The organism is Streptomyces sp. NPDC001135 (assembly GCF_053598395.1).
The window spans coordinates 63,152-82,519 of the sequence record NZ_JBSFKD010000012.1 but is presented as its reverse complement, the minus strand read 5'-3'; the positions used below and the strand labels follow the sequence as shown (position 1 = coordinate 82,519).

The window sequence follows — 19,368 nt, the reverse complement described above, 5'->3', positions numbered from 1 at the left end:
TCACAGGTAGTCCTCCAGGCGGGCCACGGCGTAGCCCTCGCGGGTGACCTTGTTCAGGAAGCGGCGCATGTCGTCGACCATCGTGCCGTTCCAGTCGGAGCGGCCGCGGAAGTGGGTGAGGACGATGTCGCCGCGGCGCATCTTCTGGTCGTCCTCGCGGTACTCCCAGTGGTCGACGAAGACCTCCTCGTTCCAGATCGGCGCGTAGCGGATGCCGCAGGCCTTGGCGGCGCGCAGGGTGTCCTGGTTGTAGTCGCCGTAGGGCGGGCGGAAGACCGTCGGGCGCTTGCCGAACTGCTTCTCCATGACGTCCTGCATGCCGCAGATCTCGTCCCGCTGCTCCTCGTAGGACAGGCCCGGCAGATAGGGGTGGTGCAGGGTGTGGTTGTTGAGGGTGTGGCCGTAGGACTGCATCTTGCGGAAGTACCCGTAGTCGTCCTCGACCAGGTAGTTGCTGAGGAAGGCGGTGTACGGGATCTTCAGCTCCCGCATCATCCGCAGGAAGTCCGGGTCCTTCTCCGAACCGTCGTCGACCGTGAGGAAGACGATCTTCTGCCGGGTGGGGACCGTGGTGAAGACCGGGGGCAGCTCCCAGTCCTCCTGGTGGTCGACCTCGAAGCCGGCCCGGGCGGTGATGCGCGGCTTCTTCGCGGGCGGGGGCGGCGGGGTCAGCGGGGCCTCGTCGAGCCCCCAGCGCCGGGCGGCGGCGACCAGGCGGGCGTGTTCCGCGGCCTGGCGGGCCTGGGGACTCAGGGTGTGCGCGGGACCGCCCTGGCCGGGCGTGGGGCGGGTCGCGCCGGGTCCGGCACAGCCGGCGAGAAGGGCGGCACAGACCAGCGCGGCGGCTCCACGGGCGAGGACGGGACGCCCGATGCGGATCTGATTTTTATAGTTTTGTACGATTAGTCGCATGGTGCCGGATCCTCCCAGGCCACGGTCCGGATCCCGGGCCGACACCGCCGCCGGAGGCGCACGATCCACCGACTGGCCCACAATGACCCGGTGAACGACCTCGCTCTGCTCCTCACCCCCGAAGGCCGTGCCCTCCTCGACGAGGTCCGCGATACCGCCCCGGCGGACGAACTCGCCGTCGCCACCCGGCTGCGCCGCGACCATCCCGCCGAGCTGGTGTCGGCCGCGCTCGGCCAGGCCCGGCTGCGGCAGCGGGCGGCGGCGAAGTTCGGGCCGGCGGACGCGGGGCGGATGTTCTTCACACCCAACGGGGTCGAGCAGTCGACGCGGACGAGCGTGGCGACGTACCGCGCGGAACGCTTCAAGGGCCTCGGTGTGACGTCCGTGGCCGACCTGTGCTGCGGGATCGGCGGGGACGCGATCGCGTTGGCCCGGGCCGGGATCCGGGTGCTCGCCGTGGACCGGGATCCGGTGACGGCCGCCGTGGCCCGGGCGAACGCCGAGGCGCTCGGGCTGGGCGAGCTGATCGAGGTGCGCGAGGCGGACGTCACGGAAGTCGACACCGCCGGGTACGACGCGGTCTTCGTGGATCCGGCGCGCCGCGGGGGCCGCGGCAGGATCTTCGACCCGGAGGCCTACTCACCGCCGCTGTCGTGGGCGGTGACAGCCGCCTCGGCCGCCGGGACGGCCGCGCTGAAGATCGCCCCGGGCATTCCCCACGAGGCGGTCCCCGCCGAGGCCGAGGCGGAGTGGATCTCCGACAGCGGTGATGTGAAGGAGGCGGTGCTGTGGTTCGGGACGGGGGCGCCGGGGGCGGTGCGCGCCACGCTGCTGCCCGGCCCGCGGACGCTGCTCGGCCGGGGCCTGCCCGATCCCGGGGTGCGCCCGGTGGGTCGGTACCTGTACGAGCCGGACGGTGCCGTGATCCGCTCCCACCTGGTCGCCGAGGTGGCCGACCACCTGGACGGCGGGCTGATCGACCCGACGATCGCCTACGTCACCGCCGACGAACCGCGGCACACGCCGTATGCCTCCGCCTACGAGATCACCGATCAACTCCCCTTCAATGTCAAGAAGTTGAAGGCCCTGTTGCGTGAACGCGAGGTCGGCACGCTGACCGTGAAGAAGCGCGGGTCGGCGGTCGAGCCGGAGGAGCTGCGCAGGAAGGTCAAGCCGCAGGGGCCGAACGCGGCGACGGTGTTCCTCACCCGGGTCGCCGGGGCGCCGGCCATGCTCGTGGGCAGACCCGCCCAGCTCGTCGGCGGGCCCGCTCAGGACGTGGCCGGGCCCGCCTAGGACGGCATCTCGCCGGCCCGGCGCAGCAGCAGCTCCCGTTCCCTGTCGTTGCGTGCCAGGCCGGCCGCACGCTCGAACTCCGCGCGGGCATCGGCCGTACGGCCGAGCCGGGCCAGCAGGTCGCCGCGGACGCTGGGCAGCAGGTGGTAGTCGCGCAGGGCGGGCTCGGCCGCCAGGGCGTCCACCAGTTCCAGGCCCTCGGCCGGCCCGTCGGCCATCGACACGGCGACCGCGCGGTTCAGCTCGACCACCGGGGACGGGGCACGGGCGGCCAGCAGGCCGTACAGGGTGGTGATGGTCCGCCAGTCGGTCTCCTCGTAGGTGTACGCGTGGGCGTGGCACGCGGCGATGGCCGCCTGGAGGGCGTAGGGGCCCGGGGCACCGGTCGCCGTGGCGCCGGCCCGGTCGAGGGCCTGGACGCCGCGGGCGATGAGCATGCGGTTCCAGCGGCGGCGGTTCTGGTCCTTGAGCAGGACCGGCTCGCCGTCCGGACCCGTGCGGGCGGCCGTGCGGGACGCCTGGAACTCCAGCAGCGCGGTCAGCCCGTGCACCTCCGGCTCCTTGGGCATCAGCGAGGACAGGACGCGGGCCAGGCGCAGCGCGTCCTCGCACAGGCCGGGGCGCAGCAGGTCGTCACCGGCGGTGGCCGCGTACCCCTCGTTGAAGATCAGGTAGATGACGTCCAGGACGGAGCCGAGGCGGCCCTCGCGGTCGGGGCCCGAGGGCACCTCGAAGGCGATGTCCTTCTTCGCCAGGGTGCGCTTGGCGCGGACGACGCGCTGGGCGATCGTCGGCTCCGGGACGAGGTAGGCGCGGGCGATCTCGGCCGTGCTCAGGCCGCCGAGCAGGCGCAGGGTGAGCGCGGTGCGGGCCTCGGGGGACAGGACCGGGTGGCAGGCGGTGAAGACGAGCCGGAGCAGGTCGTCGTCGATGTCGTCCGGGTCGGCGGGCTCGTCGTACGGCGGCGGGGACGACAGCGTGCGGTCCCGGCCGATCTCCCGCAGCTTGCGGGCGTAGGTCTCGCGGCGCCGGATCAGGTCGACGGCCCGGTGCCGGGCGGTGGCCATGAGCCAGGCGCCGGGGTTGTCGGGCACACCGTCGCGGGGCCACTGCTCCAGGGCGGCGACCAGGGCGTCCTGCGCCAGTTCCTCGGCGATGCCCACGTCACGGACGATCCGGGCCACGCCGGCGATGACACGCGGCGACTCCAGGCGGAAGACGGTCTCGATGGCGTGGGCGGCGGGCGCGGTGGGGTGCGGCTCGGTGGGCTGTGGTTCCACAGCCCACCATGCAACACCCCCGGACGCCCCCGGGGCCAGGACCGGCTCAGCCCTCGGCGATCTCCCGGACCTCACAGGTCACGGTCCAGTACTCCTCGTGGGTCTGCAGGAACCGCTTGGTCCACTCGATCGCCTCGTCCATGTCCTTGCACTGCATGAGCGCATAGCCGCCGACGACCTCCTTGGACTCGGTGAACGGCCCGTCCGTGACGGTGAGCCTGCCGCCCTCCCAGTGGACCCGCTTGCCCTGGCTGTGCGGGGTGAGCCCGGCGGTGTCGAGCATGACGCCGGCCTTGGTGATCTCCTCGATCAGCTCGCCCATCCGCTGCATCAGCTCGGGGCTGGGGCCCTCGGGCGGCGCGGTGGACTCGTCGACGCGTACGAGCGAGAGATAGCGGGGCATGGTGCCTCCTTCGGTCGGGCGGCGGGGCCCGTCCCCACCGCTCACCCATGCGTCGAACGGGAGACACCCGGATCGACACGCTCGCCGGGGATTTTTTCCACGACGCCGACGCGGTGTACCGCTCAGCGCAGGGACGCCCACAGCTCGCTCGCCGCCGGCTCCTTCGCGATCACCCGGTTGTGGTCGGAGGGTGCCGTGACGACCGGCATCATCACCGTCTTCACATGGTCGGCGGTCAGGCCCTTCAGGCTCTGGCCGAGCCGCATCAGCTCGCTCAGGGAGTCCAGGCCGGTGTCGGTGGTGAGGCCGGCGGTGACCGCGTCGGCGGCCCGGTACAGCCCGGCCGGGTCGGTGAGCAGGTTCGTGGCGGCCATCTGCGTCAGCAGGGCTTTCACCAGCCGCTGCTGCAGCCCTATGCGGCCGAGGTCGCTGCCGTCGCCTATGCCGTACCGGGTGCGGGCGAGCGCCAGGGCCTGCTTGCCGTCGAGGTGATGGGGGCCGGCCGTCAGGTGCAGATGGCTCTCGTCGTCGTCGATGTCCCGCGTGGTGGTGACGTCGACCCCGCCGAGCGCGTCCACCAGCTTCGCGAAGCCGGAGAAGTCGATCTCGATGTAGTGGTCCATGCGGACGTTCGTGATCGACTCGACCGTCTTGACGGCGCACACCGCGCCGCCCACCTCGTAGGCGGTGTTGAACATCGCGCCGTGGGCCACCGCCGTCGAACCTCCGGAGGCGAGCGGGCAGGACGGGCGGGTGACGAGGGTGTCGCGCGGGATGCTGACGACGGTCGCCCGGGTACGGCCCGCGTCGAGGTGCACGACCATCGCCGTGTCGGAGCGGGCGCCGGAGCTGTCACCGCCGCCGAGTTCCCTGTTGGCCTTGCCGCTGCGCGAGTCCGAGCCGAGGACCAGGATGTTCAGGGAGCCGGCCGGCAGCGGGGCGTCGGCGGACGGGGCCGGGGTGACCAGGGCCTTGGCGGGCCGGTCGTCGCCGAGTGCGCTGTTGATGTCGACGCTTGTGATGTTGTGGTCCAGGTGCCGGTAGGCCCAGCCCACCGCGCCCGCGCCCAGCAGCAGGGTGCCCGTCAGGGTCAGGCCGACGATCTTCAGCGCTCCCGACCGCCGGCCCGCCCGTCTGCCCGCGTCGCCTTGCTCCTCGTGTTGCTCCACGTGTCGCGTCACGGCAGGAACGTAAGTCCGAATTATTAGGGGGCTGTTAGCGGAAGCCGTCAGAACCGGATTTCTTCGGTGATTCTCGTGCCGTGTCTCAGCCCGGTGTCATCGTGGGTGCCGGATTGCTCCCGCTCCAGGAGGCGTCGAAGCCGAACGCCACCGAACCGGGCCGGCCGCCGCCGCCGAGGGCCTCGGAGATCCCGTGGTACGCCGGTTTGTGGTGGCCCCCGGCGCCCGTCCATACGCGAGCCGCCGGGGCGCCCCCGGCACATCCGTACTCGACCGCACCACCAGGCTCGTCGCCAGCTCCACCCGCGTGGCGGCCCGCTCCTCCGGTGCGCGCCCCGGTTCCAGCACCAGCCGGGCCGCCGCCTCGGCCATCTCGGTCAGCGGCTTCGGTGACCCGTCCGGACGTACGGCTGATCGGCTACCGGCGGGTGGAGCTGGATCCCGGCGCGTCCCGCCGGCTGACCTTCCGTTTCCACGCGGACCTGTCCTGCTTCACGGGCCGGGCGGGGGCGCGGGTGGTGGAGCCGGAACGGCGGTTGCGGTGCGAGGTGGAGGTGTCCGGCGGAACGGATTGAGCGAACGGATTGAGTCGAGCGTATGGAGGGGAACGGATCGAGCCACAGCGACACCACAGCGAACCCGGTTCCGCAAGACCTCGGACGCGAGGCGTTCAGGACGCGTTCAGGTGACCCTTGGGAGGGTCGGGTCGCAGGTGACACCCCCTCACAGGAGCTCCCTTGACGACGACGAAGTCCGTGATGAAGAAACTGCCCGAGGTCACCCTGGCCTTCTGGGTCATGAAGATCGCGGCGACCACCCTGGGCGAGACGGCCGGCGATCTGTTCTCGCAGACGCTGAAGCTCGGCTACTTCCTCACCACCATCGCCCTGTTCCTGGTCTTCGTGGTGACGCTGGTGATCCAGCTGCGCTCGTCGCGCTACAACCCGTTCTTCTACTGGACCGTGATCCTGTCGACCTCCATGGCCGGCACCACCATGTCCGACTTCATGAACCGCGACGCCAGCGCCAAGTACCTGTCGAACGGCGCCACGAAGCTGGGCTGGGGCCCGCAGGGCCTGGGCCTCGGCTACCCGGAGGGCGCGGCGATCCTCGTCTCCCTCCTCCTGGCGATCTTCCTGGCCTGGAAGCTGAGCGGGATGACCTTCCAGATCCGCGACATCGTCACCTTCAGGGGTGAGGCCCTGTTCTGGTCGGCCATCCTGGTCTCCAACACCCTGGGTACCTCGATGGGCGACTTCCTGTCCGACAGCTCGGGCCTGGGCTACCTGGGCGGCGCGGCCCTGGTGGCCGGCGCGCTGCTGGTCCTGATCGCGCTGATGAAGGTCCCGGCCGTGCCGAACGTGCTGCTCTTCTGGATCGCGTTCGTGCTGACCCGCCCGCTCGGCGCCACGGCCGGCGACTTCCTGACCAAGCCGGTCGCGAAGGGCGGCCTCGACCTCGGTACGGCCGGTTCGTCGGCGGTGCTGCTCGCGGTGCTGTTCGGGCTGATGGCGTATGCGCAGTTCAACGAGCGGCGGGCCGCCGCGGCAGGACCGGACCCGGAGAAGGAGGGCCCCGAGGCGGAGGCGGTCCGGCCGCAGAGGGCCGGCCGCAGGTAACGAGAACACCCCGCCCCCGGGAAACCGGGGGCGGGGTGTGTGTGGAGCGCCGGGCAGGCCTTGCACCTGCATCTCCCCGCAGGAAGCGGGACGTCTTTCCTTGGACCACCAACGCACTGCGTCCGGGGCGGAGTTCCGATGTCGATGTCTCGATCTCGGCGTTCCGGCCGTTCGCTGTGTGATGATCATAGCGCAGTCCGGCCGGACCGCCAAACTCAGCCGTCCGTGACCGACTCGAACCGCCAGCGGTGCACGGCCCGGGTCACCAACTCCGAGGAGGGTTCGGGCAGTTCGGGCAGCTCGGCGTCGTACGACGCGTCCCACCACGTGATGACCAGCACCCGGTCCTGCGGCGCCCGGAAGGTCTCGCGCCTGAGCGGCTCTTCCGTCAGGCGCTGTTCCCGTGCCCAGGCGAGGAGTTCCGCCCCCCGCCCGTCGGCCGCCCGGGCCTCCCACATCAGCGCGACGGTCACGAGTACAGGTTCTCCTTGCTGACCTCGTGCACATGGTCGTGGTCGCCCGGGACGTGCGGGTCCGTGACCGGCAGGGAGGAGTCGGCCGACAGGTCCCAGCTGGAGGCGGCCCGGTTGCGGGCGACCATCTCGGCGCCGAGCGCGGCGACCATCGCGCCGTTGTCCGTGCACAGCTTGGGGCGCGGCACACGCAGCCGGATTCCGGCCGCCTCGCAGCGCTCCTGGGCGAGCGCGCGCAGCCGGGAGTTGGCCGCGACGCCGCCGCCGATCATCAGGTGGTCGACGCCCTCGTCCTTGCAGGCGCGCACGGCCTTGCGGGTCAGCACGTCGACGACGGCCTCCTGGAAGGACGCGGCCACATCGCGGACCGGGACCTCCTCTCCGGCCGCGCGCTTCGCCTCGATCCAGCGGGCCACGGCCGTCTTCAGGCCGGAGAAGGAGAAGTCGTAGGCGGGGTCGCGCGGACCGGTCAGGCCGCGCGGGAAGGCGATCGCCTCCGGGTCGCCCTCGCGCGCGTACCGGTCGATGACCGGGCCGCCGGGGAAGCCCAGGTTCAGCACGCGGGCGATCTTGTCGAAGGCCTCGCCCGCCGCGTCGTCGATGGTCGAGCCCATCGGGCGGACGTCCGAGGTGATGTCCTCGGACAGCAGCAGGGACGAGTGCCCGCCGCTGACCAGCAGGGCCATCGTCGGCTCGGGCAGCGGGCCGTGCTCCAGCTGGTCGACGCAGATGTGGGAGGCCAGGTGGTTGACGCCGTACAGGGGCTTGCCGAGGGCGTAGGCGTACGCCTTGGCCGCCGAGACGCCGACGAGCAGGGCGCCCGCGAGTCCGGGGCCGGCGGTCACCGCGATGCCGTCCAGGTCCCTCGCGCCGACCCCCGCCTCCTTCAGGGCACGGTCGATGGTCGGCACCATCGCCTCCAGGTGCGCGCGGGACGCCACCTCCGGTACCACACCGCCGAAGCGGGCGTGCTCGTCCACGCTGGAGGCGACGGCGTCCGCCAGCAGGGTGGTGCCGCGGACGATGCCGACGCCGGTCTCGTCGCAGGAGGTCTCGATGCCGAGGACGAGGGGTTCGTCAGCCATTGATCTCGGTTCCTTGTACTGATGAGGAAGGGTCGGTCAGGCGCATGACCAGGGCGTCCACGTTGCCCGGCTGGTAGTAGCCGCGCCGGAAGCCGATCGGCTCGAACCCGAAGCGCTCGTAGAGCTTCTGGGCGCGGACGTTGTCGACCCGGCACTCGAGCATCACCTCGTGGCACTCGAACTCGGTCGCCGCGCGCAGCAGCTCGGTCAGCAGGCGGGCGCCGAGACCGGTGCCCTGGAGGTCGCGGGCCACGGCGATGGTCTGGACGTCGCCCTGCTCACCGGCGGCGACCAGACCGGCGTAGCCGACGATACGGCCGCCGGTCTCGGCGACGAGGTAACGACGGGTCGCCCCCGGTCCCCGGGAGTGGGCCAGCTCGGACCAGAACATGCCCCGGGACCAGGTGTCCTCGGGGAACAGGTCCTTCTCCAGCTCCAGGACCGGGTCGATGTCCCACCAGCGCATCTCGCGCAGTTGTACGGTCACTTCGGGGTGACCACCTTGTAGTTCTTGGGGACCTGGGCGTCCGGGCGGCGCAGGTACAGCGGGCGGGGGGCCGGGAGTTCCTCGCCGGCGGCCAGCCTCCCGGCCGCGAGCGAGGCGAGGGCGGCGGCGGAGACGTGCTCGGGCTCGTGGGCGCTCGGGAACGTGTCCGGGTAGAGCAGGGCGCCGGCGCCGACCGCCGGCAGACCCGAGACCTGCTCGGCGATGTCGGCCGGCCGGTCCACGGCCGGGTCGGTCAGCCGGGTCCGGGAGTCGGCGTACTTCGCCCAGTAGACCTCCTTGCGCCGGGCGTCGGTCGCCACGACGAAGGGGCCCTTCTCGATGTCGGCGGCGTAGGCGAGGCCGTCCAGGGTGCACACGCCGTGCACCGGGACGCCGAGGGCGAGGCCGAAGGTGTCGGCGGTCATCAGGCCGACGCGCAGACCGGTGTAGGGGCCGGGCCCGATGCCGACGACGACGCCGGTGACGGCGTCCAGCGTGAGCCCGGCCTCGGCGAGCACACGGTCGACGGCCGGCAGCAGCAGCTCACCGTGCCGGCGCGCGTCCACCTGACTCGACGAGGCGATGACGTCCGTGCCGTCGTGCAGCGCGACGGTGACGGCGGGTGTGGCGGTATCCAGAGCGAGCAAGAGCACGCAAACAGCCTACGGCGCCCACGGCTCACGCATGGCCGTCCGGGTCGAACGGTCACCCGGTGCTACGGTCTGTACGAAGTACGACATATGACCCGAGGTGGAGGTGGGCGCACGTGGCAGGGACCAGCTCGGGGATCGTGGCCGCCCTCACCGCGGCGGCCCTCGGAGCCGTCGGCTTCCTCGCCTACCAGGCCCACGCGACCGCACCGGCGAGCCTGGGCGTCAGGCCCGCGGCGGGCGCACCTCCCCTGACGGCCGCCGGCAGGACGCCCCGCGACCGCGGCAACCCGACGGCCCTGCCGCGCGGTTCCGGCCTGGGCGAACGGGTCGTGTACTCGGTGGACGACGACCGGGTCTGGCTGGTCGACGGGGCGAACCGGGTGCAGCGCACGTTCAAGGTGAGCCCGGGCAGCATCGACCCGCCGGTCGGCACGTACTGGGTCACGTCCCGTTCGAGTGCGGTCACCGGCTCCGACGGCGTTCCCGTCGAGCACGTCGTGCGGTTCACCAGCGTGGAAGGGCTGGCGATCGGGTTCAGCGCGGCGACCGCTCCGCGGGCGGCGGCCGACCCGAGCGCACGGACGGGGGGTATCCGGGAGAGCCGGGCGGACGGTGAGGCGATGTGGGACTTCGCGACGATCGGGGTGCGGGTCGTGGTGATCCGCTAAGCGCTCCGCGGGAGGTGCCGCGTTGTGCCGTCGTGCGGCTGCGGGTCCACCGTGGCTGGTCGCGCCGTACCCCGCGCCCCTTTCGCCCCTTCGGGGCGCTCGGGGGCCCGCGGCGGCCGGGAGACCGCCTTCGCCGCCGCGCACGACGCCAGCAGGTCGCGCATGGACACCCCTGTGGCCGTGGTGGACCCGGGTTCGGACATGGGCGCCTCCTGACGTGCGGGGGCGGGTAGTTAGGTACACCTAACTACGGGCTGGGTACCATGTGACCACGCCCGGGACGTCCTGCGCAATATGTTGCCGACGGCTTGTCGGAAAGTCCGTGCCGGTCAGGCCGTGAGCGTGTCCAGGCCCGCGCCGGCCCAGCGCTCCCCCAGCCCGGTCAGCGTCACATGCCGCACCTCGTCGGTCGTGTCCCCGACGGCGCGGTGGATGACGACCTGGAGGCGGTCCTCGGTCAGGTCCTCGACCTTGCCCTCGCCCCATTCCACGACGATCACCGAGCCGGGCAGCGAGACGTCGAGGTCCAGGTCCTCCATCTCGTCCAGGCCGCCGCCGAGCCGGTAGGCGTCGACGTGGACGAGGGGCGGGCCGTCGCCGAGGGAGGGGTGCACCCGGGCGATCACGAAGGTCGGTGAGGTGACCGCGCCGCGCACGCCGAGGCCCTCGCCGAGCCCGCGGGTCAGCGTGGTCTTGCCCGCGCCCAGCTCGCCGCTGAGCATCACCAGGTCACCCGCGCGCAGCAGCTTGGCCAGTCGGCGGCCCAGCTCCCGCATCTGCTCGGGCGCGGTGATCGTCAGCCGGGTCTCAGCGGGGTTGTGCGGTGCTGCTGGTGCTTCCATAGCCAGTAACGGTAGCCCCTGCGGGCACCGCGCCCGCACGGGTGAGGAGGTCGGCGAGGCGGTCGGTGACCACTTCCGGGTGCTCCAGCATCACCAGGTGCCCGGCGTCCGGGACGAGGACCAGCTCGGCGTCGGGCAGCAGGTCGGCGATGGCCTCGCTGTGCTCGCTGGGCGTGACCAGGTCCTGGACGCCGGCCAGCACGAGCACCGGCATGTCCTGGAAGCAGGAGAGCGCCTCGGTCTTGTCGTGGTCGGTGAAGGCCGGGTAGAACTCGGCGACCACGTCGATCGGTGTGGACTCGATCATCCGCTCCGCGAACCGCTCGACGGCCGGGTCGACGTCCCGCCCGGCGAACGAGTACCGCTTGATGATCCCGGCGAACAGGTCGGCGGTGGCCCGGCGCCCCTTCTCCACCAGCTCCGCCTGCTGCCCGAGCGCCTTCAGCACCCCGGGCAGGATCCGGCGCACCGCGTTGACGCCGGCGAGGGGCAGCCCGAAGTTGACCTCGCCGAGCCGCCCGGACGACGTGCCGACGAAGGCGGTGGCGACGACCCGGTCCCGGATCAGCTCGGGGAACTGGGCGGCGAGGGCCATCATGGTCATGCCGCCCATCGAGTGGCCGACCAGCACGATCGGCCCCTCCGGTACGGCGGCGTCGAGGACCGCCTTCAGGTCGCGGCCGAGCTGGTCGATGGTGACCGGCACCCGGTCCCGGGTCTGGGCCGTGCCCCGCCCGGACCGGCCGTGGCTGCGCTGGTCCCAGTGCACGGTCCGGACGACCCCGCGCAGGGCCGCCCGCTGGAAGTGCCAGGAGTCCTGGCTGAGGCAGTAGCCGTGGCAGAAGACGACGGTGACCGGGGCGGGCGCCTTGCGGCCGAACAGCCTTCGCCGGCGCGGGGAGACGTTCGGCCCGGGATCGGGCTCAACCTCGTCGACCTCGTAGTACAGCTCGGTGCCGTCGTCGGCGTGCGCCTTGCCGGGGGTGCCGCGCAGGGTGCCGTAGGGGCCCGCGGAGTCCAGCGCCAGCCGGGCCTTCCTGCGCATGCCGCGGCCCACGGTCATCCGCTCGATGGCGACGCCGGCCGCCGCGCCCGCGGCGAGCACGCCTATCGCGGCACCGGCGATGCCGGTCGCCCTGCGCCAGCTGCCGGCCGCCCCCGCGGCGGAGGCGGCGGCCGCCGAGGCGACGACGTCCGCCACGGCCTCCGCACTGCTCTCGCTCACGTACCGCTCCTCTTCGCCGTACTGCAGTTCGCTGGGTGGGGTGAAACGGATGAAACCTGTGGTGCTGGTGTGGTGTGTGTGGTGCTGGATCGCTGCTGTTGCCGCTGTGTCGGTGCCGCTCGTGCGGACGGGTTACCCGAGTTCTTCCCCGTTCACATAGACGCGGGGAACCCGGGTTCCGATGCGTGTGACGATTTCGTACGCGATCGTGCCGCAGGCCTGCGCCCAGTCCTCGGCGGTGGGCTCACCGCGGTCGCCGGGCCCGAAGAGGACCGCCTCCGCGCCCACCTCCGGCTCGTCCCCGCCGAGGTCCACCACGAACTGGTCCATGGCGACCCGGCCGGCGACCGTCCGCCACTTGCCGTCGACCAGCACCGGACCGGTGCCGGAGGCGTGCCGCGGGATGCCGTCCGCGTAGCCCACCGGCACCAGGCCGAGGGTGGTCTCTCCGGGGGTGACGTAGTGGTGGCCGTAGCTGATGCCGTGCCCGCCGGGCGCACGCTTGACCAGGGCCAGCGAGGCGCTGAGCGTCATGACCGGACGCAGCCCGAAATCGGCCGGGGTGCCCAGCTCGGGGCTGGGCGAGATGCCGTACAGGGCGATGCCCGTGCGGACCAGGTCGAAATGGGTCTCGGGCAGCGTGAGCGTGGCGGGCGAGTTGGCGATGTGCCGCACCTCGGGCCGTACGCCCTGCTCCTCGGCGTACGCCAGCATCTCCCGGAAACGGTCCAGTTGGGCGGCGATGGACGGATGCCCGGGCTCGTCGGCGCAGGCGAAGTGCGACCACAGACCGGTGATGCGGACCAGCCCCTCGGCCTCGGCGCGCAGGGCCTCCGCGACCAGTTCGGGCCAGTCGGCCGGCTGGCAGCCGTTGCGGCCGAGCCCGGTGTCGGCCTTGAGCTGCACGCGCGCGTGCCGCCCGGCCTCCCTGGCCGCCGCGACGACCTCCCGCAGCGCCCACGTCCCGCTCAGGGACACGTCGATGTCGGCCTCCACCGCCTGCCGCCAGGGTCCGCCCGGCACCCACAGCCAGCACAGGATCCGGCCCGGCAGCCCGGCCGCGCGCAGCGCGAGGGCCTCCTCGGGCGTGGCCGTACCGAGCCAGCTCGCGCCCGCCGCGAGGGCCGCGCGGGCACACGGCAGCGCCCCGTGGCCGTAGCCGTCGGACTTGACGACGGCCATCAGGGCCGCGCTCTTCGCCCGGGCACGCAGGGCACGCACATTGGCCCGCAGGGCACCCAGATCGATCTCGGCGCGGGCGCGCAGGGGGGCGGTCGGCACAGTCGCAGTCTCACTCATCGCGCCCCCAGTCTCTCAGAGGGCCGTACGGGCCCCGGCGTGCAGTGTCAGGTACCCGACCGCCGCCCCCATACGTAGACGTGGTCGCCCTTCTTCAGTACGCCCCACAGCTTGCGCGCGTCACCGAGCTTCAGATTGACGCAGCCCCAGGAGCCGACGGTGGTGTAGATGCTGCCGTAGACGGCGTGGAAGGCCTCGCCGCCGTCGAAGAACTGGGCGTACGGCATGGGTTCGTTGTACAGGGTCGACACATGGTTCTTGTGCCGCCAGTAGACGGTGTGCCAGCCCTTGCGGGTGACGTGCCCCTTGCGTCCGCTGCGCATCGGCACCGGCCCGAACACCACCTTCGAGCCCTTCTGCACCCAGGTGAGCTGCCGGGTCAGGTCGACGCAGGCGACCCTGTACGACCGGACGGGGCACTTCTTGGCGGCGTTGGGGTTCTTCTTCGCCGAGATGAGCATCATGGCCGACCAGGTGACGGGCCCGGCGAACCCGATGGCCGGCTTGATCTTGTGCTTGGTCTGGAAGGCGCGGATGGCCCTGCAGTCGGCGGCGGACTGCCTGCCGTCCGCCTTCCGCTTCAGCCACCGCTCCACCTGCCGCTGGTAGGGCCCGGCCTGCTTGCTGCACGTCACCTTGCCGACGGCGTCGGCGAGCGGCACGTACTCGATGAGGTCGTACGTCCCCGGCGCCGCGGCCTTGGGTTCGACGGCGTCCTCCGCCGCGCTCGGTGTGTACACCTTCGGCGGCAGCGCCTGGTCGGGCGTGTCGATCTGCCAGGGCTGAGCGGGCCCGGGGGCGACGCCGGGGACCAGCTCGGGGGCGGGGGCCGGGGCGGGGGGTGCGGGTTTGACCGCCGAGCGGGCGGCCACCGCGGCTTCGGCGGTTCCGGCCGCCGGGAGTGCCGTGATGAGGGCGAGCAGCGCCGCGACACCCCGGGACGCGATTCGTCTGCTGATCATGCGATCAGCCAAACGCGCGGCCCTCACGGATCGGGGATGCCGCGCGGCGGAGTCACCCGAGGAGTGCACCTGGGTACACCCGGTCCGGTATCCAGGTGCGGTCCGCGCGGGCCACCCGGGCCGCCACCCGTCCGACGGCGGCCCTCCCGGCGGCGGACGCGCTCGGGGCCGTACAGCCCGAGACCCCGCCGTACAGCCGGCACCCGGGGTGGCGGCGGCGCGGCGCGGCCGGTCCGGCCGGGCGGTTCTGATCCTCTCCCGGTTCGTCGCGGTGGCCGGGCACAGCGCGTCCGTCTTCGCCAGGCGCCGTGGCCCCGGCCGGAGCGGTCACCGGACTCCCCCGGCGGGTGCCGGCGTACGGGAAGGGGTGAGGGCCTGCCGGCCCGGTCAGCCCCGGACGTCCCGCCACGCCTCCGGGATCAGCGCCGCGACGTCATGCGCCCCCACCGGTGCCCCGTCCGAGGCGAACCGCCCGGCCAGTCCGTGCAGATACGCCGCCGCACTGCCCGCGTCCACCGCCGGCAACCCCGCCGCCAGCAGCGACCCGGCCAGCCCTGACAACACGTCACCACTGCCCGCCGTCGCCAGCCACGGGGTCCCCGTGGCGTTCACCCGCACGGCTCCTCCCCCCGGGTCGGCCACCAGCGTCGTCGAGCCCTTCAGCAGCACGGTCGCCCGGTACACCGCCGCCAGCTCACGCACCGCGGCCAGCCGAGCCCCCTCGACCTCCTCCCGCCGCACCCCCAGCAGCGCGGCGGCCTCTCCCGCGTGCGGGGTCATCAGGGTCGGCGCGGTACGCCCGCGCACCGCGTCCCGCTCGGCCAGCCGCAGCCCGTCCGCGTCGACCAGGACCGGCACGTCCGCGCCCAGCACCTCGGCCACGGTCGCCGCGTCGTCGCCCGCCCCCGGCCCGACCACCCAGGCCTGCACCCGCCCGGCCCCGGCCGGCCCGGCGTCGGACACCAACGTCTCCGGGAAGCGTGCGATGACCGCCTCGCCCGCGGGCCCGACGTACCGTACGGCGCCCGCCCCGCCCCGCAGCGCCCCGGACACGGCGAGCACGGCGGCCCCCGGATACCGCGCGGACCCGGCGGCGATGCCCACGACCCCCCGCCGGTACTTGTCGCTCTCCGCCGCGGGGACCGGCAGCAGCCGCGCGACCTCGGCATGCTGCAGGGCCTCCAGCTCGGCCTCGCCCGGCAGTTCCAGCCCGATGCCGACCAGCCGCACGACCCCGGCGTACTCCCGTGCCGGGTCGATCAGCAGGCCGGGTTTGCAGGTGCCGAAGGTGACCGTGAGGTCGGCCCGGATCGCGGCGCCGCGCACTTCCCCGGTGTCGGCCTCGACCCCGCTGGGCAGGTCCACGGCCACCACGGCGGCCCGGGACCGTTCCGCCAGCCGCGCGAGTTTCTCGGCGTCGGGCCGCAGCCCGCCCTTGCCGCCGATCCCCACGATGCCGTCGACGACGAGATCGGCCCGCTCGATCAGCGCGTCGACGGCATCGGACGCGGCGACGGCTCCCCCGGCCCTGCGCAGAGCGGCGAGCCCCCCGGCGTGCGCCCGTTCGGGCGAGAGCAGTACGGCCGTGACGCCGGCTCCCCGCCGGGCCAGCCGTGCCCCCGCGTACAAGGCGTCCCCGCCGTTGTCGCCGCTGCCCACCAGCAGCACCACCCGGCTGCCGTACACCCGCCCGAGCAACTCGGCGCAGGCAGCGGCCAGCCCCGCGGCGGCCCGCTGCATCAGCGCACCCTCCGGCAGCCGTGCCATCAGTGCGCGTTCGGCCGCCCTTACCGTCTCCACGCTGTACGCAGTACGCATGGCACCGAGTCTGCCCCGGAACCGCGGCCGTCCACACCCGGGCACTCACCCCTCGGCGATCACCACGGCCGAGGCGACCCCCGCGTCGTGGCTGAGCGACACATGCCAGGAGCGCACGCCCAGTTCCGCGGCCCGCGCCGCCACGGTCCCCGTCACCCGCAACCGGGGCTGCCCGCTGTCCTCGACGTACACCTCGGCGTCGGTCCAGTGCAGCCCGGGCGGTGCGCCGAGGGCCTTCGCCAGCGCCTCCTTGGCGGCGAACCGGACCGCGAGCGAAGCGATCCCGCGCCGCTCCCCGCTGGGCAGCAGCAACTCGCCTTCCACGAACAGCCGGTCGGCCAGGCCCGGGGTCCGCTCCAGCGAGGCACGGAACCGGTCGATCTCGGCGACGTCGATCCCCACTCCGATGATGCTCATGCCGGGCAGCCTACGATCGCCGGCCCCGCCACACCCGCCCACCTGCCGAAATCCCCTGCCGAGCCACGCGTCCGCCGTCTACGCTGCGCCCCATGACGTCCCAGGGCTACCTCTTCGACCTGTTCTCGCTGGACGGCCGTGTCGCCGTGGTGACCGGAGGCAGTTCCGGCATCGGCCGGGCCATCGCCGGGGCGCTGGCACGGGCCGGCGCGAGCGTGGTGGTCGTGGCCCGCGGCAAGGAACAACTGGCCGAGACCGTCAGCGGGTTGACGGCCGCGGGCTGCCGGGCCGCCTGGGTCGCGGCCGATCTGAGCACCCGGGACGGTGTGCGCGCGGCGGCCGAGGAGGCGGCCGGGGTCTTCGGCGAGCCCGACATCCTCGTCAACTCGGCCGGGATCAACCTGCGGCCACCGATGAGCGAGCTGGGCGAGGACGTGTGGGACACCACCATGGCCGTCAACCTTCAGGCGCCGTTCCTGCTGGGGCAGCGGTTCGGGCCCGGCATGGCGGAGCGGGGCTTCGGCCGGATCATCCACATCACCTCCCAGCAGGCCCACCGCGCCTTCGTGCAGAGCGGGGCGTACGGCGTCTCGAAGGGGGCGCTGGAGTCGCTGGCCCGCTCACAGGCCGAGGCCTGGTCGCCGTACGGCGTCACCGTCAACACCCTGGTCCCGGGGTTCGTGATGACACCGCTGAACGAACGGCTGTCCTCCGACCCGGAGAAGGTGGCGGCGCTGGCCGCGCGCACGATGACCGGCCGCAACGGTCTCGCCGAGGACTTCGAAGGCGCGGCCGTCTTCCTCGCGAGCCGCGCCTCCGCCTATGTCACCGGCCAGTCGGTCTTCGTGGACGGCGGCCTGTCGGTGCACTGAAGCGCGCGCTCACTCCACCGTCACCGACTTCGCCAGATTCCGCGGCTGGTCCACGTCGTTGCCGCGGGCGGTGGCCAACTCGCACGCGAAGACCTGCAGGGGGACGGTGGCGACCAGGGGCTGCAGCAGGGTCGGGGTGGCCGGGATGCGGATCAGGTGGTCGGCGTAGGGGACCACCGCCTCGTCGCCCTCCTCCGCGATCACGATCGTGCGCGCCCCACGGGCCCGGATCTCCTGGATGTTGGAGACGATCTTGTCGTGCAGGACCGAGCGGCCACGCGGGGAGGGGACGACCACGACCACCGGCACGTCCTCCTCGATCAGTGCGATCGGCCCGTGCTTCAGCTCGCCCGCCGCGAAGCCCTCGGCGTGCATATAGGCGAGTTCCTTGAGCTTGAGGGCGCCTTCGAGGGCCGCCGGGTAGCCCACGTGGCGGCCCAGGAACAGCACCGTGTCCTTCGACGCCAGCGTCCGTGCCAGCGCCCGCACCGGCTCCATGGTCTCCAGGACCCGCTCGACGTCCTCCGAGATCCGGGAGAGGTCCTTGATCACCGCCTGGACCTCGTCGCCCCACTTGGTGCCGCGCACCTGGCCCAGATACAGGGCGACCAGATAGCAGGCCACCAGCTGGGTCAGGAAGCACTTGGTGGAGGCGACCGCGACCTCCGGGCCCGCGTGGGTGTACAGCACCGCGTCCGACTCGCGCGGGATGGTCGAGCCGTTGGTGTTGCAGATGGCCAGCACCTTGGAGCCCTGCTCGCGGGCGTGCCGCAGGGCCATCAGGGTGTCCATGGTCTCGCCGGACTGGGAGATGGCGATGACCAGGGAGCGGCCGTCCAGGATCGGGTCCCGGTAGCGGAACTCGCTGGCCAGCTCCACCTCGCACGGGATCCGCGTCCAGTGCTCGATGGCGTACTTGGCGATCAGGCCGGCGTGGAAGGCCGTACCGCAGGCGACGATGACGACCTTGTCGATCTCGCGCAGCTCGGACGGGGTGATCCGGACCTCGTCCAGCGTCAGCGAGCCGGACGGGTCGATCCGGCCGAGCAGCGTATCGGCGACCGCCTTGGGCTGTTCGGCGATCTCCTTGAGCATGAAGTAGTCATACCCCCCCTTTTCGGCAGCGGAGGCGTCCCAGTCCACGTGGTAGGAGCGGACCTCGGCCGGGCGGCCGTCGAAGCCCGTGACCGTGACGCCGTCGCGGCGCAGCTCCACCACCTGGTCCTGGCCCAGCTCGACCGCCGAGCGCGTGTGGGCGATGAACGCCGCGACGTCGGAGGCCAGGAACGCCTCACCCTCTCCAACGCCCACCACCAGCGGGGAGTTCCGCCGCGCGCCCACGACCACGTCCGGCTCGTCGGCGTGCACCGCGACCAGCGTGAACGCGCCCTCCAACCGCCGGCACACCAGCCGCATGGACTCCGCGAGGTCGGCGCAGGAGGAGAACTCCTCGGCCAGCAGGTGGGCGACCACCTCGGTGTCCGTCTCGGAGTTCAGCTCGTGGCCGCGCTCGGCCAACTCGGCGCGCAGCACCGCGAAGTTCTCGATGATCCCGTTGTGGACGACGGCGACCCGGCCCGCGTTGTCCAGATGCGGATGGGCGTTGCCGTCCGTGGGTCCGCCGTGCGTGGCCCAGCGGGTGTGCCCGATGCCCGTCGAGCCCGTCGGCAGCGGCCGTTCGGCCAGCTCCTTCTCCAGATTGACCAGCTTCCCGGCCTTCTTCGCCGCGGCCAGCCCGCCGTCCGCCAGCACGGCGACACCGGCCGAGTCGTACCCCCGGTACTCCAGTCGCTTCAGCCCGGCCATCACGACATCGAGCGCCGACTGCGACCCTACGTATCCCACGATTCCGCACATGAGCCGCAGCCTACGGTCC

19 protein-coding genes, 1 tRNA gene and 2 pseudogenes are annotated in these 19,368 nt (G+C 72.7%); 5 read left to right on the top strand and 17 right to left on the bottom strand.

Features of this window, described 5'->3' with window-relative positions; genetic code table 11:
• Positions 1-912, bottom strand: a complete 912-nt coding sequence (locus ACWC94_RS17165; protein ID WP_450797352.1) for a polysaccharide deacetylase family protein — start codon at positions 910-912, stop codon at positions 1-3.
• 90 nt (positions 913-1,002) lie between these two features.
• On the opposite strand from ACWC94_RS17165, the gene ACWC94_RS17160 reads away from it, so the two are divergent.
• A complete protein-coding gene (locus ACWC94_RS17160; RefSeq protein ID WP_450797351.1) occupies positions 1,003-2,208 on the top strand; it encodes a THUMP-like domain-containing protein in 1,206 nt (401 codons plus the stop codon).
• On the opposite strand, the gene ACWC94_RS17155 is transcribed toward ACWC94_RS17160, so the two are convergent.
• From ACWC94_RS17155 to ACWC94_RS17140, 4 genes and pseudogenes are all read right to left on the bottom strand, one after another.
• Positions 2,205-3,488: an RNA polymerase sigma factor gene (locus tag ACWC94_RS17155; RefSeq protein WP_450797350.1), complete on the bottom strand. Its 1,284-nt coding sequence runs from the start codon at positions 3,486-3,488 to the stop codon at positions 2,205-2,207. The genes ACWC94_RS17160 and ACWC94_RS17155 overlap by 4 nt on opposite strands.
• Before the next feature lie 46 nt (positions 3,489-3,534).
• Positions 3,535-3,891, bottom strand: a complete 357-nt coding sequence (locus ACWC94_RS17150) for a YciI family protein (RefSeq protein WP_450797349.1) — start codon at positions 3,889-3,891, stop codon at positions 3,535-3,537.
• Positions 3,892-4,013: 122 nt separating this feature from the next.
• Positions 4,014-5,060 (bottom strand): LCP family protein, encoded by a 1,047-nt coding sequence (locus ACWC94_RS17145; RefSeq protein ID WP_450797470.1) that lies wholly within the window; start codon positions 5,058-5,060, stop codon positions 4,014-4,016.
• 264 nt (positions 5,061-5,324) lie between these two features.
• A pseudogene (locus ACWC94_RS17140) lies at positions 5,325-5,459 on the bottom strand (LacI family transcriptional regulator); the annotation flags it as partial.
• On the opposite strand from ACWC94_RS17140, the pseudogene ACWC94_RS17135 reads away from it, so the two are divergent.
• Together ACWC94_RS17135 and ACWC94_RS17130 are read left to right on the top strand one after the other, a co-directional pair.
• Positions 5,456-5,647: pseudogene (locus ACWC94_RS17135) on the top strand (fibronectin type III-like domain-contianing protein); the annotation flags it as partial. The pseudogenes ACWC94_RS17140 and ACWC94_RS17135 sit on opposite strands and share 4 nt — an antisense overlap.
• Positions 5,648-5,809: 162 nt before the next feature.
• Positions 5,810-6,691, top strand: coding sequence for a COG4705 family protein (locus tag ACWC94_RS17130; protein ID WP_450797348.1), 882 nt, complete (start codon positions 5,810-5,812; stop codon positions 6,689-6,691).
• Between the two features lie 42 nt (positions 6,692-6,733).
• Here ACWC94_RS17130 and ACWC94_RS17125 read toward each other — a convergent pair.
• From ACWC94_RS17125 to tsaB, 5 genes are all read right to left on the bottom strand, one after another.
• Positions 6,734-6,806 (bottom strand) — tRNA-Arg (locus ACWC94_RS17125).
• A 100-nt stretch (positions 6,807-6,906) separates the two neighbouring features.
• A complete protein-coding gene (locus tag ACWC94_RS17120; protein ID WP_450797347.1) occupies positions 6,907-7,164 on the bottom strand; it encodes a hypothetical protein in 258 nt (85 codons plus the stop codon).
• Entirely contained in the window at positions 7,161-8,249 is a 1,089-nt protein-coding gene (gene tsaD / locus ACWC94_RS17115) for a tRNA (adenosine(37)-N6)-threonylcarbamoyltransferase complex transferase subunit TsaD (protein WP_450797346.1), read from the bottom strand. The genes ACWC94_RS17120 and tsaD overlap by 4 nt, the downstream gene beginning before the upstream one ends.
• A complete protein-coding gene (gene rimI / locus ACWC94_RS17110; protein WP_450797469.1) occupies positions 8,242-8,715 on the bottom strand; it encodes a ribosomal protein S18-alanine N-acetyltransferase in 474 nt (157 codons plus the stop codon). The genes tsaD and rimI overlap by 8 nt, the downstream gene beginning before the upstream one ends.
• Before the next feature lie 17 nt (positions 8,716-8,732).
• Positions 8,733-9,389: a tRNA (adenosine(37)-N6)-threonylcarbamoyltransferase complex dimerization subunit type 1 TsaB gene (gene tsaB, locus ACWC94_RS17105; RefSeq protein WP_450797345.1), complete on the bottom strand. Its 657-nt coding sequence runs from the start codon at positions 9,387-9,389 to the stop codon at positions 8,733-8,735.
• 113 nt (positions 9,390-9,502) lie between these two features.
• Between tsaB and ACWC94_RS17100 the strand changes: the two genes are divergently transcribed.
• Positions 9,503-10,057, top strand: coding sequence for a hypothetical protein (locus ACWC94_RS17100; protein ID WP_450797344.1), 555 nt, complete (start codon positions 9,503-9,505; stop codon positions 10,055-10,057).
• Between the two features lie 329 nt (positions 10,058-10,386).
• Here ACWC94_RS17100 and tsaE read toward each other — a convergent pair whose 3' ends face one another.
• The 6 genes from tsaE to ACWC94_RS17070 form a co-directional block, all read right to left on the bottom strand.
• Complete coding sequence (tsaE, locus tag ACWC94_RS17095; protein WP_450797343.1) at positions 10,387-10,899, bottom strand: tRNA (adenosine(37)-N6)-threonylcarbamoyltransferase complex ATPase subunit type 1 TsaE; 513 nt, start codon at positions 10,897-10,899, stop codon at positions 10,387-10,389.
• A complete protein-coding gene (locus ACWC94_RS17090; protein WP_450797342.1) occupies positions 10,865-12,124 on the bottom strand; it encodes an alpha/beta fold hydrolase in 1,260 nt (419 codons plus the stop codon). Before ACWC94_RS17090 ends, tsaE begins: the two co-directional genes overlap by 35 nt.
• 132 nt (positions 12,125-12,256) lie before the next feature.
• Positions 12,257-13,423 (bottom strand): alanine racemase, encoded by a 1,167-nt coding sequence (alr, locus tag ACWC94_RS17085; protein WP_450797341.1) that lies wholly within the window; start codon positions 13,421-13,423, stop codon positions 12,257-12,259.
• A gap of 47 nt (positions 13,424-13,470) precedes the next feature.
• Entirely contained in the window at positions 13,471-14,385 is a 915-nt protein-coding gene (locus ACWC94_RS17080) for a L,D-transpeptidase family protein (protein ID WP_450797340.1), read from the bottom strand.
• Between the two features lie 387 nt (positions 14,386-14,772).
• On the bottom strand, positions 14,773-16,203 hold the full coding sequence (locus ACWC94_RS17075; protein WP_450797338.1) for an NAD(P)H-hydrate dehydratase: 1,431 nt from the start codon (positions 16,201-16,203) through the stop codon (positions 14,773-14,775).
• 45 nt (positions 16,204-16,248) lie between these two features.
• Positions 16,249-16,620 carry a holo-ACP synthase gene (locus tag ACWC94_RS17070; protein ID WP_450797336.1) on the bottom strand — a complete coding sequence of 124 codons (372 nt, stop codon included), beginning with the start codon at positions 16,618-16,620 and terminating at the stop codon, positions 16,249-16,251.
• Between the two features lie 92 nt (positions 16,621-16,712).
• On the opposite strand from ACWC94_RS17070, the gene ACWC94_RS17065 reads away from it, so the two are divergent.
• Positions 16,713-17,492 carry an SDR family NAD(P)-dependent oxidoreductase gene (locus ACWC94_RS17065; RefSeq protein WP_450797335.1) on the top strand — a complete coding sequence of 260 codons (780 nt, stop codon included), beginning with the start codon at positions 16,713-16,715 and terminating at the stop codon, positions 17,490-17,492.
• Positions 17,493-17,501: 9 nt separating this feature from the next.
• Here the strand turns inward: ACWC94_RS17065 and glmS are convergent, their stop codons facing one another.
• On the bottom strand, positions 17,502-19,349 hold the full coding sequence (glmS, locus tag ACWC94_RS17060) for a glutamine--fructose-6-phosphate transaminase (isomerizing) (protein WP_450797333.1): 1,848 nt from the start codon (positions 19,347-19,349) through the stop codon (positions 17,502-17,504).
• Between the last annotated feature and the right edge of the window lie 19 nt (positions 19,350-19,368).

Bases quoted from the DNA above. Each gene is read 5' to 3' on its own strand.
- ACWC94_RS17070 (WP_450797336.1), bottom strand. From the start codon at position 16,620: ATGAGCATCATCGGAGTGGGGATCGACGTCGCCGAGATCGACCGGTTC.
- ACWC94_RS17165 (WP_450797352.1), bottom strand. From the start codon at position 912: ATGCGACTAATCGTACAAAACTATAAAAATCAGATCCGCATCGGGCGT.
- rimI (WP_450797469.1), bottom strand. From the start codon at position 8,715: ATGCGCTGGTGGGACATCGACCCGGTCCTGGAGCTGGAGAAGGACCTG.
- ACWC94_RS17065 (WP_450797335.1), top strand. From the start codon at position 16,713: ATGACGTCCCAGGGCTACCTCTTCGACCTGTTCTCGCTGGACGGCCGT.
- ACWC94_RS17080 (WP_450797340.1), bottom strand. From the start codon at position 14,385: ATGATCAGCAGACGAATCGCGTCCCGGGGTGTCGCGGCGCTGCTCGCC.
- tsaD (WP_450797346.1), bottom strand. From the start codon at position 8,249: ATGGCTGACGAACCCCTCGTCCTCGGCATCGAGACCTCCTGCGACGAG.
- tsaE (WP_450797343.1), bottom strand. From the start codon at position 10,899: ATGGAAGCACCAGCAGCACCGCACAACCCCGCTGAGACCCGGCTGACG.
- glmS (WP_450797333.1), bottom strand. From the start codon at position 19,349: ATGTGCGGAATCGTGGGATACGTAGGGTCGCAGTCGGCGCTCGATGTC.
- ACWC94_RS17075 (WP_450797338.1), bottom strand. From the start codon at position 16,203: ATGCGTACTGCGTACAGCGTGGAGACGGTAAGGGCGGCCGAACGCGCA.
- alr (WP_450797341.1), bottom strand. From the start codon at position 13,423: ATGAGTGAGACTGCGACTGTGCCGACCGCCCCCCTGCGCGCCCGCGCC.
- ACWC94_RS17150 (WP_450797349.1), bottom strand. From the start codon at position 3,891: ATGCCCCGCTATCTCTCGCTCGTACGCGTCGACGAGTCCACCGCGCCG.